This is a genomic window from Clostridium sp. LBM24168 (assembly GCF_052953915.1).
In genome coordinates, this window is record NZ_CP196861.1 from 1,881,991 (window position 1) to 1,896,213 (window position 14,223).

The 14,223-nt window shown below is 29.6% G+C and carries 12 protein-coding genes; 2 read left to right on the plus strand and 10 right to left on the minus strand.

Features of this window, described 5'->3' with window-relative positions; genetic code table 11:
* Nucleotides 1–108: 108 nt before the first annotated feature.
* Complete coding sequence (locus ACSVC9_RS09295; protein ID WP_446897214.1) at nt 109–1,272, plus strand: hypothetical protein; 1,164 nt, start codon at nt 109–111, stop codon at nt 1,270–1,272.
* A gap of 25 nt (nt 1,273–1,297) precedes the next feature.
* Here the strand turns inward: ACSVC9_RS09295 and ACSVC9_RS09300 are convergent, their stop codons facing one another.
* Together ACSVC9_RS09300 and ACSVC9_RS09305 are read right to left on the minus strand one after the other, a co-directional pair.
* Nucleotides 1,298–1,645: a hypothetical protein gene (locus ACSVC9_RS09300; RefSeq protein ID WP_446897215.1), complete on the minus strand. Its 348-nt coding sequence runs from the start codon at nt 1,643–1,645 to the stop codon at nt 1,298–1,300.
* Between the two features lie 60 nt (nt 1,646–1,705).
* Nucleotides 1,706–2,944: a motility associated factor glycosyltransferase family protein gene (locus ACSVC9_RS09305; protein ID WP_446897216.1), complete on the minus strand. Its 1,239-nt coding sequence runs from the start codon at nt 2,942–2,944 to the stop codon at nt 1,706–1,708.
* A 137-nt stretch (nt 2,945–3,081) separates the two neighbouring features.
* Here ACSVC9_RS09305 and ACSVC9_RS09310 point away from each other — a divergent pair, with 137 nt between their 5' ends.
* Nucleotides 3,082–4,107 carry a hypothetical protein gene (locus ACSVC9_RS09310; RefSeq protein WP_446897217.1) on the plus strand — a complete coding sequence of 342 codons (1,026 nt, stop codon included), beginning with the start codon at nt 3,082–3,084 and terminating at the stop codon, nt 4,105–4,107.
* Here the strand turns inward: ACSVC9_RS09310 and pseG are convergent.
* The 8 genes from pseG to ACSVC9_RS09350 form a co-directional block, all read right to left on the minus strand.
* Nucleotides 4,089–5,084 (minus strand): UDP-2,4-diacetamido-2,4,6-trideoxy-beta-L-altropyranose hydrolase, encoded by a 996-nt coding sequence (gene pseG, locus ACSVC9_RS09315; RefSeq protein ID WP_446897218.1) that lies wholly within the window; start codon nt 5,082–5,084, stop codon nt 4,089–4,091. The two genes, ACSVC9_RS09310 and pseG, sit on opposite strands and share 19 nt — an antisense overlap.
* 39 nt (nt 5,085–5,123) lie before the next feature.
* The gene (locus ACSVC9_RS09320) at nt 5,124–7,274 is read right to left on the minus strand and encodes a glycosyltransferase (protein WP_446897219.1); all 2,151 of its coding nucleotides are present in this window, start codon (nt 7,272–7,274) and stop codon (nt 5,124–5,126) included.
* A gap of 32 nt (nt 7,275–7,306) precedes the next feature.
* Nucleotides 7,307–8,632 (minus strand): lipopolysaccharide biosynthesis protein RfbH, encoded by a 1,326-nt coding sequence (gene rfbH, locus ACSVC9_RS09325; RefSeq protein ID WP_446897220.1) that lies wholly within the window; start codon nt 8,630–8,632, stop codon nt 7,307–7,309.
* 1 nt (nt 8,633) lies between these two features.
* A complete protein-coding gene (gene rfbG, locus ACSVC9_RS09330; RefSeq protein WP_446897221.1) occupies nt 8,634–9,734 on the minus strand; it encodes a CDP-glucose 4,6-dehydratase in 1,101 nt (366 codons plus the stop codon).
* 68 nt (nt 9,735–9,802) lie between these two features.
* Complete coding sequence (locus ACSVC9_RS09335) at nt 9,803–11,008, minus strand: hypothetical protein (protein ID WP_446897222.1); 1,206 nt, start codon at nt 11,006–11,008, stop codon at nt 9,803–9,805.
* A gap of 38 nt (nt 11,009–11,046) precedes the next feature.
* Nucleotides 11,047–11,922 carry an NAD-dependent epimerase/dehydratase family protein gene (locus ACSVC9_RS09340; RefSeq protein WP_446897223.1) on the minus strand — a complete coding sequence of 292 codons (876 nt, stop codon included), beginning with the start codon at nt 11,920–11,922 and terminating at the stop codon, nt 11,047–11,049.
* A gap of 12 nt (nt 11,923–11,934) precedes the next feature.
* Nucleotides 11,935–13,047, minus strand: coding sequence for an FkbM family methyltransferase (locus tag ACSVC9_RS09345; protein WP_446897224.1), 1,113 nt, complete (start codon nt 13,045–13,047; stop codon nt 11,935–11,937).
* A gap of 19 nt (nt 13,048–13,066) precedes the next feature.
* Nucleotides 13,067–14,194 (minus strand): FkbM family methyltransferase, encoded by a 1,128-nt coding sequence (locus ACSVC9_RS09350; protein WP_446897225.1) that lies wholly within the window; start codon nt 14,192–14,194, stop codon nt 13,067–13,069.
* Nucleotides 14,195–14,223: the final 29 nt, after the last annotated feature.

Below are 14,223 nucleotides of genomic sequence, written 5' to 3' on the forward strand. Positions count from 1 at the left end.
ATTTTATTATCGTTGTATTACTATAAAAATTTATAATTGAAGTTTCTCAGGAATATACCGATAATTTAATAAATTTATTTTATCCTAAATTATAGGAGGAAAGCAATTATGAATTTGAACATAACGGACAATAAAATTTTTTACAATAGATCCAATATGAACTTTTATTTTAATAGAATATCATCTTCAAAGCCAGACCTCAACCTATCACCAATATCGAGCATTGACTTTTCACAGGGTGTAAGCGAAATATCCGATGATGCACAAATTCAATACGGATATATAAAAGAATTTCAAGATTCCATTAATCCTGATGATCCCGAATTTATTGAAAATTATGCTTTAAGATATGCAAAGATAAGATCGGAAATTTTAAAGGAATCCCCTGAAGATGAAATCGATAAAAAAATAAGTCTTCTAGACAAGTCCTATAATGATGCTGTAAATAATGCAGCAGAAAGACTCTCCCGAAATTTTCAAAACTTTTTTGATTATTCAGCTATGGAATGGTCGGAGGGTACTTCAGCATCTAAAACATTTGATAAAGAGGACTTCAAAAATAATGTATTATCCATGTCAAATGAAGCTATGTCAATAGTAAAACAGGCCTTCAAGGATAATAATTTGGATACTCTGCAGTCCGATATCGATAACAAACTTTCAAGCATAAAATCAGGTACAACTGTAGAAAATATGAATTATAAAGATATAGAGGAAGTTGACAGCTTTTTAAAAAGCCTGCCCCAATTCAAGCATCACATGAAGGAATACTTTGAGGACGGCACCTACAGTCCTGTCACCGATAATTGGTCCACATCAGACGCTGCAGACGCTATAAACAAGCAATATAACCTTGCTAAAGATTTTCTGGGATCGGGAAATATATCCAATGATACAGCCAAAAATGTGTACAACACCGTTTTAAAAAATATATCCGCATATCATAAAAAATTTGCATTTGGATTCCAGTCAGATAAATTTCAGGAGGAAATCAACAAGGATGACAGTTACTACAGATTATTAAAATCCCAATACGATAAATATGACAAAAAGCTAGAAGAAGCCCAGGGACAAAATAAAATGAACATGATACTTATATATTTAAGGATGATCGATTCCTGCAAAGATAACCTAACACAAATCAAGGACAAACTGAAAAATGATCGGGATGCAAAGGATAAACTATCCAGGAATCCTGAAACTGTAGTAGATACCGATGCCTACAAGGCTATAAGCAGTCTTGAAACTTTTGATGAAAATGAAACAGCATAGATCTCACACTCTATGCTGCTATATTTTAATTCAATATAGACTCATTTACGGATTCTTCTATATTCTCAACTACGGGGATCAGTTCATACTGCAGAAGATCTCCTACAAGTATGGTATCCTGATTTTCCATAGCTTCAACTATTTCCTCCAGTTTTTCATTCAATTCATTTATAGATATTTCCCGTTTCAAGGCATCCTTTGATGCCTCAAGGGCCTGAGTCAGCCAGTTGAGGCCTTCTGAAATAGAAGTCACAAGGCTGAAGCCTTTCTGATCATCTCCAGTTTGAAAGCAATCTGCAGCTTTTGCTATTCCAGATTTAAGATTTATTATATAATCACTTGCTGTTTTAAGTAACTGTACTTTTTCATTCATGCTTTTTTATTCCTCCGGTAAATTCAATTTAGTTGTTTATCGTACGAAAAATCACATACTTTAAAATTTTTTATTTATCCATTCAGATAATTTTGTATGCTTGGCCCCAACTATCCTGGCACCTCTGCTGCAGTTTGTGAACTTTACCTGTGGATTGTCCTCTATCTCTCTTTCAATTGAATATTTGAAATTCAAGTATTCCGAGCTGGTATTTAAAATTTCTCCATTTACACCTTCTACTTTTTTATATATTGGGGATTCCTTTTGTACTTCATCTTTCACCCCATAAATTTCACTATAAGAATCTGTATGAGTTTTGTTATCCAAGAAAGCCACATCCTGACCAACAAGCACTATTTCACTGGCACCAGCTTTTACTGCTATATCAATAGTAGATACAGCAACCGTTTTGGCAGTATTTATGACCATATCCTCAGTTTGAGCTTCATCATTGTAAAAAATATATTTTGGCCCCTGATACCTCGATACAGCCCACCTTGAGGCAGTACTCAAAAAGCACAGTGGGACCTTCAAATCTTCATAATACTTCAATTGATTACACACTATTTCCTGACAGTCAATTATACATATCATGTCCGGCATTATTCCATTCTTTACAAGAGTTCTCAAGGCACTCCCCACACAAAATATATTTACTTTTCCATTGAGTTTTTTAAGTAAATCAAGTTCATAATCAAGTGAAGGACCTGCTGCAGCCATTATAACAGGCCTACCTTTAAAATTACATTTCTCAAAAAATTCATTAATAGGAGCTGCATTTTCTCTTAAGTTATGTACATAATTCTCTTTCATTATATCCTTTGATTTCTCTATTCCCTGCCTCGCCATTATAAAATTTTTGAATATAAATTCAACTTTACCATATTTCTCGGGCAATACTTTCAAGCTGGGATTGTATATCATAATATTATCCATATTCTCTATTCCGGACATATTTTTCAAGGCATCAATTCCTATAAAAAGCCTGACTCTTTTATCTTTCAATATACCATCATAACATCCAAGTTTACTGCCTATATCATATATTTCAGTATCCACATCAAAAATATAAAGCTGGCAGCTGGAGGATATTTTTTTGAGGAGCTGCACTATGTGGTATCCAAGTGCCAGACCATATACTATTACAATATTTTTATTCTCAAATATATTTCTATTTCCTTCAACATACTTTTCAGCTTCCCTTTCAGGATAAAATCTGCTGTGAAGATATATTTTGTCCACTTTTAATACAGGCTTTCCATCCCTGCTGTATTCTATTTGTATATTTCTGTTTTGCATAATATCACCTTTTATCTATAAGTTAAACACCATCACCCATGATTTTATTATCGTCATCCTATCATAAAAATTTAAGTTTAATATAATATTGACGATATATTTAGATGAATAGGTTTAATAATTGAGGAGGGAATAAAATGACCGTAGAAAACATAACTTCTAGTCTTTTTGCGTATAATTACTTTCATAGTTCGAATGTGATTAAGTTAACACCTGAAAATAAGCCAAATAATCCACCACTTGATCTAAGTAAGATTGATATTGATACAGTTGAAATTAGTAAAGAAGCCATAGAGAAATTAGCCGCTAAAAACAGAGGCATCATAATGACGCCTATTTTAATCCCGAAATCGCCTGGGCAATTTAGTGAAGACAGAGGTAATTTCAATACTTCAGCACCGGCTAATTTTCCCCATTGTGCCTTTAATGGAGCTTCTCAAGATGATTTTGTTCAAAAAGGTATCATCAATCAAGATTACGTGAACCAATTCAATACGATATTAAAGGATTCAAATGGCGATTTGAAAACCGGAAATAATGTATTTGTAGCCGCATTAAATAAATATGCCGCATTAAAAAGCAGTATTTCAGCCAGTAATTTACCAAACGCTGAGACTCAAATCCAGCAGCTTGAGAATTCGTTGGAATGGTCAGTTGGAACTTCGCTTAATAAATTCGCAAATGATATGACCCAGAGCAATACTACATTTGTAAAGAGTCCTGATTATTCAGCGGAAAAAAGAACGTTATGGATAATGTACAGCGATGGCACAAAGGCAGAAAATATTTTCTCCGATGATAATTCATCTTACACAACTGCTGTGAATATCGTTTTAAGTGCTGCAAAACTCACAGAAAAAGGGATTGATTATATAAATAATAAGCAATACGATCCCCAAAATTCAGAAGATGCTTCAAAGTTACTTTCAGCAATGAACAACGGAACTAATGATAAGGATTCATCAAATTTATCCCTGTCAACTTTAACGGGTGTTATTTCAACATTTAGAAACTTTGTTGCTGCACCTAACCAGACTGTAATAAACAACGCTGACAATCTTGCCAAAAATGCTCCATCAAGCGATATTGCTGCTGTTTATATAAGTTTAAAGAATAGAATTGAGTTATTTCCGCATAACGCTTTTTATGACGAAGGGATTTGACCTGATAGAATAAAGTTATCTTCAATAAAATCAGTTATTCTCCTAGCTCCAAGGCCGTCTATGAGCTTCTGCCCCCTGACAGATCTTTCCTTTCTCAAAGCATAATTATGACATAAATCAATAAGCCTGCTTTTGAAGTTGCTTTCATTTAAATCACCATACCATCCTAGGTTTCCCACAAGGCCCATATTTTCCAGCTTCTTGGACACACCCAGTTGGTTGTCTGCAATTACAACGCCAAGAGCAGGCACTCCACATGCAAGAAGTTCATATATACTGCTTCCGGATGCCGATACAGCCAGATCACACTTTTTCATTATATCTGACATTTTGGGATTGAAATAAAACCTTATGTTATCATAATCCATATTTTTAAAATACTCTTTGTTTTTGAAGGAGGGTCCAATAATCACATGAAATGTAAAATTCAAATTCACTATCCATCCAATGAGCACTTTCGTAAACTCAGCAGGATCCGAACCTCCTACAGTCACCATTATATCTTTTACCTGCTTTTCAATAGCTTTTGGAGGCAAATTTTTAAATTCATCTCTGATCATGAGATACTTCAGCCCAAGTAACTTATATTTCTGAGAATAATTGAAATCAAGAGAATTTATATTCTGGTTTACAATCAAATCCACTGGATATTCAAAGGAAGCAATATCATCTATATAAGCTGTGTATTTAATATACTTTCTTGTCTGCATAAAATAATCTTCATCTACATCATAGCTGTCCGTTATAAGCAGATCTACATCCATTCCAGACAGCACTTCCGAGATTTCTTTTTTAAAGGTATATACTTTAAATCCACTGTTCTCTATTTTAACTATTCCACTTTCATTTTCCAAACTATATTTGTATATATAAAAAGCTTCATTGTTTAAAGACAATTCTCCTGCCAACACAAGAGTTCTCATCACATGACCCATACCTATACTTTTTCCGCCTTCTGCCCTGATAGCTATTTTCAAGTTGAATACATCCTTCCGTTTATCTTCATATATAAATTACTAAAAAAACAACTCACTGTTTTCAACTATATTTAATACTCTTTTTAATTCCTTGTCCGTGTCAAGCAATTCATCAGCTCTCTTCTTTGCCTTTTCAGACATTTTATTATAAAAACTTCTGTTATTTATAAGTTTTAAAACTTCAACAGATATTTTTTCCAAGCTATCCACACAATTTTCTATACCTATACAAACAGAAACATCTCCATAATTCAATGAAACTACCGGCAGCCCTTTATACATGGCCTCAGCAGCAGAAGTCTGTCCTCCAGCTCTCGGCGGATTTACATAAACGTCGCACAGTTCAGCAACTGCCAGCATGTCTTTTTGAAATCCTAGATAAGTGGAATTATATTTAAGCAAATCATCCTCTTCAGTTAATTCTTCATACTTATCAAAATTTCCTGCAAATACAATATGAGTTCCATATTCTATAGTCTTCTCCAATTCATGAATAAATTCTACAGTAACTTCGTAATCCAACCTTGATCCAACTATCAATATCAAAAATTTGTCATCAGGGAGGTTGAATTCACTTCTTTTATATTTATGAGTTTGTTCTTTAAATTCAAAAGTAAATTTGCCATCTACTGCATATTCGCGAGGTTTACCTGTGTCTCTTAAAATTCTCAGATCTTTTTCAGAAGCCTTTTTGCCAATTAATGAAAACTGTCCTTCACTTATAGGAATCCCCATTACAGTTGCAGATGTTATTACAGGTACTACATTATTACATAAATCAGAAACAATATTTGTACCTCCAATATTCAATATAAAATAAGGCCTACGTCTTTTTACAATGTCTATTATCTTTACAATTTCACCTAATTCAGGCATACTTACACTACTTTGATAAAATGGTATTTTAATACCTTTATAATTGAAATTATGTAATTTCACATAATCTTCATTAAATACACCTCCCTGAATAGAAAAATAAGGTATAAATCCCGTAAGTGGTATTACATCTCTTGTATTTACAAGAAGTACTCTTTTATTCATAGATTTAATTAAGCTATAACATCTATCAAGAGTTGTCTTAGTAGGTCCATGATCCAGACCTAAAAACTGTCCTGTAATTACCATGACAAAACCATGATCTCTTTCATTTTTAGGTATTCTATGCAGTTTATATGGAAGCTGTTCATAAAATCCATGTAATATATTTTTATATAATTTTCTTATTAATATGTCTGTTTCATAGTCATTCTTACCGGTATTGAGAAAACCAAATCTTATTATCTGCCACATTAAAAAATTCTTTTCATTTAGAGTCATCATACTACTGCCTAGCGCACAGGTAAGCATTCTTTTGGAGTATTTGCTGCACATTTCTGTCTTTAAAAATACTGAATTTAAAAATATACTCACGTAATCATTAAAGGTAAAAGACAATATTTCCAATAATATTTTATAAAAATTTTTCTGAAAATATGGCTGCTTTAAAATACATTCACATAAATCATTTAAAAAATTATCAATATAGTCATAGTTTTTTATAAAAAATACCTTAGAAGAATTAATTTTCTTTAATAGATCGAAAATTTTATCATATGATAGACTTTTATTCATAATAACAACATTAAAAAAATTGAGCTTTTCTTCAATACTATTGTCAATATCAATAATTTTTCTATCCCCATCTATTGGTTCAAATAAGTAATATTTATTGTTATAATGATAGTATTTTGAAAATTTAACATTATCCTTTATATTTAATATTTTATTAATATCATCAAGATAAATCATATCAATTTCAACATTTTCAATGTTGGTATAAATCCATGTATCAATTTCATTTTCAACAATATCACTATTTAAAATACATTTATATATATCTTCCAATTTCACATCATAGTGAACTTTATTGTTATTCTGATAATATATAAAGCATTTAAAAGACTGATTATATATTCTACAAACAAGTTTAATAAAATCTTCTACATCAGAAAGCAAATAGAAATTATTATTAGTATATTCCTCTCTAAAATAATAGTCTAAAATATCTGGTATATTATGCGGTTTTATATTATTAAAATTCAAGTTATCAAAAATATGTATTTCAAATTCCATGTCCTCAAATCTCTTTAAATAATTTTCTAAGCCGCTATCTTCACTACATTCAATAAAACATAATAAAATATTTTTCATTATCACTGTACCAATCCTTTTCTCCACTAAATTCAATCAAAATATGCTCTAAATTTAGATGATATATAATTAATTTTCTCATCGTCAATTCCCGGCCATACACCTATCCAAAAGGTATTATTCATAACTGTATCAGTATTTTTCAAATCGCCAGCAATTCTATAATCAACACTATTTTCGGTAAATAACGGCTGTTTAAGTATATTCCCTGCAAACAAAAGACGTGTCCCTATCTTGTTTTCTTCCAGAAATTTTACAATATCATTTCTGTCAAAATTACTATTTTTACGGAGTGTTATAGGAAAACCAAACCAGCTTGGATCGCTATTTTGTTCAGGCTCTGGTAGAATCAAATAATTTGTAAACTGCCTTAATTCCTTATGTAATTTTTCAAAATTTTCTTTTCGTCTTCTTATAAAGTCGGGTAATTTCTTAAGTTGTGATACACCTAATGCAGCCTGCATATCAGTTATCTTTAAATTATATCCAAAATGTGAATAGACGTATTTATGATCATAGCCAAAGGGAAGTTTGCCGTGCTGCTGGGAGAATCTTTTCCCACATAAATTATCCCTGCCGGGAGGGCAGATGCAGTCTCTTCCCCAATCCCTTATAGAACGGATTATATTGTGAAGCTTCAAATCATTTGTAACTACAGCTCCACCCTCTCCCATGGTTATATGGTGTGCTGGATAAAAGCTATAGGTGGAAATATGTCCAAAAGTTCCTGTAAATTTTCCTTGATACCTTGATCCAAGTGCATCACAGTTGTCTTCTATAATCCATAGATTATATTTTTCGGCAATTTCAACAACCTTTCCTAAATTAAACGGATTTCCTAAAGTATGTGCTAAAAATATAGCTTTAGTTTTTGAAGATACCGCTTTTTCAATATCTTCCGATTTTATATTATAGGTTGATAGATCTACGTCAACAAAGACAGGCACAAGTTTATTTTGAATTATAGGTGTTATTGTAGTTGGGAAACCATCTGCCACTGTTATAACTTCGTCACCTGGTTTAAGTCTTCTGTCACCAAGTTTACTGGAAGTAAGTGCAGTTATAGCAAGTAAATTTGCCGAGGATCCAGAGTTCACAAGAGAACAATATTTAGCCCCAAGAAATTCAGGGAATCTCTTTTCAAATTCAGAAGCATATCTTCCAGATGTAAGCCACATATCAAGGGAGGAATCTATTAAAGAAGCAATATCGTCTTCATCGATCATTTTTCCTGATGCCGGTATATATGTCTTTCCCGGTATAAATCTATTTATTGAATTTTTCTTTTTGTAAAACTCTTTAGCTCTATTTATAATATCATTTCTGGCATATTTTTCATCAAAACTTAAATTGTCCATTTTATTCACTCCAAATCAAGTTATGTACTTCAGCCTCATTTTCATATTGCTCTATTTGTTTTACAGTATATTCATACATATCATCGTTTCTATTTTCATAATATTCTCTGTACCAATTCATAGTACTGCCAACAGTGTTTTCTATATCATACACAGGATGCCAATTCAAATAGGTATTTGCCTTACTTATGTCAAGTTTCAAAAGATTTGCCTCATGAGGCTGAACAGATCTATCGACTACAATTGATCCTTTTCCAAGGCTTTTGGAAGAAAGCTCTAAAATATCCTGGGCTCTCAATATAGAGCTATCAGCAGGGCCAAAATTCCAGCTGCTGCTGTACTTTTCAGTATTTTCAAGCATAAGTGCACCAAGCCATAGATAGCCTGATAACGGCTCCAGAACATACTGCCAGGGTCTTATAGCACTTGGATTTCTTATAATTACAGGTTTGTTTTCCGATACTGCCTTTATAAAATCAGGTATAAGCCTGTCCTTTGCCCAATCTCCTCCGCCTATTACATTTCCCGCCCTTGCAGAAGCAAGTGCTCTACCGCTGTTTTTATAAAAACTATTCCTATAGGCAGATACTACAAGTTCCGCACAACCCTTGCTTGAACTATAAGGATCATAACCTCCCATTGAATCTGTTTCCCTATAACCGTATGCCCATTCTTTATTTTCATAACATTTATCAGTGGTTACAACTACAACAGCTTGTACACTATCCACCTTTAGTGCAGCATCCAACAGATTAACTGTACCCATAACATTAGTCTCATAGGTATCTCTGGGAAATTCATAAGATAATCTCACCAATGGCTGTGCTGCCAGATGAAATATTATATCAGGCTTGTATTCTTTAATTACAGCAAATAATTTTGAATAATCTCTTACATCTCCATTTATATTCGTTACTTTTTCACTCAATTTGCATATTTCAAACATGGAAGGCACAGTTGGAGGTTCCAGAGAATATCCTACAACTTTGGCACCGAGTTTATCAAGCCATATGGAAAGCCATGAGCCTTTAAATCCCGTATTCCCTGTTATTAATATTTTCTTATTATTATATATATTATTAAAACAATTTATATTTTTCACCCCTCATAATTTAAGATAATCGATTCTTTAAATTTAATTAATTCTTAAATATTATAATTAGCCATTTATTATTTATTTAATAATGAATAAATATTATTTGATAAAATTTCTCTTCCATTCTCATTTAAATGAACAGTATCATTTGGATGCACAAAATCAATACTTTTTATATCATAACTAAAATCAGCAAAACTTGTATTGTTATAATCTTTAAACAATCCCTTAATAGTTTTTACATTCATTTTATAAAAATTATTAAAATTATTTCCAACATATTTAACACAATGTTCATAATTAATAGGAGTTATATAAGCTATAACTTTTACACTATTATTACTACAAAAATTTAATATTTCTTTTAGAATAACTACTTTTCTATTATTTAGATTTAATTTATAATTATACAACCATGTGCTAATATATTTATATCTTTCCATATATTCTGATTTTGATTTAGTGTTGCAATTCCACCAATTCTCAAAAACCTCATTTTTAATTAAAACCCCATTATTATATTCTTCTTCATGACTTAAAAAATCTTCATAGCAAGTATGTATATTTAATTGATATAAATTATTAATTGTATAATTATTTTCCTTTATATAATTATATATTTCATTAAATACATCAACATTTTCACACTTAGGATTAATATCCCAATATGAAGAAAAATTCCCCATATTTATTGGTAAAATTATAATTTTAGGTAACTTATTAAAACATTTCAAATAGTGTAAAACTATATAATAAATTCCTAGATGACATGCTGGAAAATAGAACCCATTTACGCTCATTCCAGTTTTATATCTGATTTTACATTTTATCATATTATATAGAGTTCTTATATCATTATCATCACAACTTATAATATTCATAACAGAATCACCAAGTATATAAATATTTGATTTTTTATAATTTATAAGCCCTTTTATCATTTGATTTTTTAGTGGTTCTAATAAATTATAGAAATTTTGATTTTCAATAAATCCATAGTTTTTTAATTGATCAATCAAATCTTTTCCATGATCAAATGTTGCTATTAAAATTATAAAGTTATTTTTATCTATATATTTTAATCTTTCAGGGTTATATACTTCTATATCATCTATAAATGTATTTACTAAATTTTTATTATTATCCAAAAAACAAATTTTAAAGTCTCCATTATTCCTTAATATTCTTAATATTAATCTTCCAACCCATCCTGCTCCAAATATATATATCATAGAATTGCAATTAATTCTATCTATGATGTCTATAATTTTTTTTCTCATTTGTATATATATCAATTGATTTTCTCCCTCTTGAATAACTAAACTAATTTCTCTACACTTATACTTTTCTTATAATAAACGTAATACTTGTATAAACTTTTTATACTCATATCCAAATCTGTAAATGTTATATCTCCTATTTCATCCAATAAAAGGCTATTGTTTCCTGTGTATTCCTTTTTTAATCCATTCTTCTTAATTAATATATTTAATTTTTTATTAGATATTTTGATTACTTTTTTTGCAATAGTCAACAAATCTATCCTTTTACCTGTACATACATTATAATGTTTCATCTTAGGCTTATTTTCAATAAACCATTTCATTATCTCTATTAAATCCTGAATATATAGATAATCAAAATACACATTTTGATTTATAGTAATTGATAAATTATAAATACACCTACAAATAGCATTAGATATAAATCTATGTTCCCATTCTTCATATTTACCAAATACTCCAAATAACCTGAGATCATAAATATTATTATTTTGTTCTACGGCTTTAGACATTACATATTTAGAAAATCCATAAGGATCAGTCGGTATAAATTTTCCAAAATAATCTTCTTTCATCATGGGAACATAATTATTCATATCATATTCTGCTCCTGATCCAAAATAATACATTCTTTCATAGTAATCTTTACATCGTTCCAAATTAAAAAACATTGTTAAATTTCTATTTAATATTTCATAATTAGATACAGAAGTATCTCTCGTAGCGTTTTGATTTGCACAGTGAATTATTACATTAAATTCATTTTCTTTTAAATATTTTTCTACTAATTCTGTATCTAATAAATTAAGTACATTTCTTTTAGGGGTATACAATTTATAATTATTCATCAAGCCTTCTGATAAATTCTTACCAATAAATCCATTAGAACCTGTTATCAATATTTTTTTCATTTAAATTAACCTCTATTCTTTAGGAACATGTGCATATAATTTTTTCCATTTATGTTCTATTACATATTTAGGCTCAATTTCTTTTATTATTTTTTCCAATACTTCAGGATCATCTTTCAAATGATATGTACATATTGAAATTTTAGGCTTAAATTCTTTAATTGATTTTCTAGCCCCCATTAACATATATCGTTCTGCACCTTCTATATCCGCTTTAATAAAATCCAATTTTTCTATATTATTTTCCTCAATAAATTTATCTATTGTAATTGTTTCAACTTTTATAACATAATCCTTTGAATTTAATTCAATATCAAGCATAGAATTTCCACCTATATAATCACTTAATATATTAAAATTACTATAACCTATATAATTACTTAATGCATATTTAGAAATATAAATCTGTCCAGGATATAAATCTATCATCTCTTTTAAATAATTCTGTGTTTTAGGAAAAGGTTCAAATGCATATACTCTACATTTTTTAAATGCTGATACTGCAGAAAATAACCCAATATTTGCTCCACAATCAAAAACAATATCATTTTCATTTAAAGTTACATCCCCATATTCATAATTACCCTCATCTATTTTAGAATCATCAGACATTATTTCAGGAAGCATTATATCCCCTAGTTCGAATAAACTTGCTAACATATAGTCAACTTTTTTTATAAATGGGTTTATCATTTTAAATCCATTTATATTTAAAACATCCTTAGATATATCTATACCATTTTCTTTAAAATAATTAGTATAATACACACTCTCCAAAAAAGCTAAATCTTTCACATAGTCAACATATATTATATTATTATCCATTTTCAATCTAATAGGATTTATAATTGACTCATCTATTGTTCGAATTGCTATAAATACATTGCACTCAAATTTATTTAATGGAAAATCTGATAATTCATAAATTGGAATTCCTAAGTACATATTTTTAGTTCTATGACCATTATTAACTAAAAACGAATATACACTAATATTTAAATCATCTAACACATTTCTAAACATACTTCCAACTGATCCAGCTCCAAAAATAACATTTTTTTTACCATTACTTAAAATATTGAGCAAATTACTATTTTCTTTTCTTTTATCCATGAATTCCCTCATAAAATTATCTCCCATCTATCTACTTAACTGCATACATAACTAAATCATGAGCACTATATCTATAAATTCTCAAATAAAATTTGTAACCCAAATTCCAACTATCTATTAACAATGGTATTCTATATAAATCACTTGGAGTATGATACAAACTAATCGCCAAATTAGGCTTTATGCTACAAATAGTCTTTTTTGCTCCTAATAGAGCTTCATATTCTGCCCCTTCAATATCCATTTTTATAAAGGTTGGTTTAATACCTCCTATACTATCATCTATTGAAATACATTGTACAATATTACTTCCTGAATCTGATATATTACTTCCTTCAGATTTTTTCATGTCAAATTTTACTTGTATAGCATCAGAGTATACCGCACAGGGAAAGGCACTGATATCTTCTAAAATATGTTTTGATCTAATATCATTTATTACTTCAATCAACTTTTTATAATTTTCAATATCAGGCTCAAATGCAACAATAGCCTGTACATTTTTAAATTTACTAATTAAAGAATGTATTGTATCTCCATCAAATGCTCCACAGTCAACAAATCTTATATTTTTTTCAGTATAAATATTTTCTATATCATTTGGGAAATACTGCTGTTCAAGAGGATCTTTATCTATTAAGTATTTGTAGTCCTTGGTAATTCTAAAATTGACTAAAGACTCATATAATTTACCGCTTTTATCATCACTCCATAAATCTGAAGCCTTTACTATATATGACTTATCTTTAATAAAATTTTTACTTGTATTCAAATAAAATATTCCTTCGATTTCTCCTTCAAAGATATCAATTAATTCTGCAAAAGTAATAATATTTTTATATCCTAAGTATCTTAAATTCTTTATTATATTACATACATCAGCATAGGGATTAAATATTGCAACCACAACTGTAAAATCATTTTTCATGTTAGCCGTTATAGAATCATCGTCTATTTTTTTTATATCCTCCAAATTTGAAACTGCATCTGGATATTCAAAATTCTTGTTTAAAAAACATTTTATATTATAATTCCTATTTATTAAAAATTCATATACTCCTTTTGCTATAGTACCAGTACCATAAATCATTACGTTACTTTTTATTAATTTATTTGATGTAATTTTTGTAAGTATATTCACAATATTTTCCTTACTCATAAAAAAAATTCCTTTCAAATTTTATATTA

Coding starts and splice junctions, on each gene's coding strand:
- ACSVC9_RS09335 (WP_446897222.1), bottom strand. CDS start 11,008: ATGAGAAAAAAAATTATAGACATCATAGATAGAATTAATTGCAATTCT.
- rfbH (WP_446897220.1), bottom strand. CDS start 8,632: ATGGACAATTTAAGTTTTGATGAAAAATATGCCAGAAATGATATTATA.
- ACSVC9_RS09295 (WP_446897214.1), top strand. CDS start 109: ATGAATTTGAACATAACGGACAATAAAATTTTTTACAATAGATCCAAT.
- ACSVC9_RS09320 (WP_446897219.1), bottom strand. CDS start 7,274: ATGAAAAATATTTTATTATGTTTTATTGAATGTAGTGAAGATAGCGGC.
- ACSVC9_RS09350 (WP_446897225.1), bottom strand. CDS start 14,194: ATGAGTAAGGAAAATATTGTGAATATACTTACAAAAATTACATCAAAT.
- ACSVC9_RS09305 (WP_446897216.1), bottom strand. CDS start 2,944: ATGCAAAACAGAAATATACAAATAGAATACAGCAGGGATGGAAAGCCT.
- ACSVC9_RS09345 (WP_446897224.1), bottom strand. CDS start 13,047: ATGAGGGAATTCATGGATAAAAGAAAAGAAAATAGTAATTTGCTCAAT.
- ACSVC9_RS09340 (WP_446897223.1), bottom strand. CDS start 11,922: ATGAAAAAAATATTGATAACAGGTTCTAATGGATTTATTGGTAAGAAT.
- ACSVC9_RS09310 (WP_446897217.1), top strand. CDS start 3,082: ATGACCGTAGAAAACATAACTTCTAGTCTTTTTGCGTATAATTACTTT.
- ACSVC9_RS09300 (WP_446897215.1), bottom strand. CDS start 1,645: ATGAATGAAAAAGTACAGTTACTTAAAACAGCAAGTGATTATATAATA.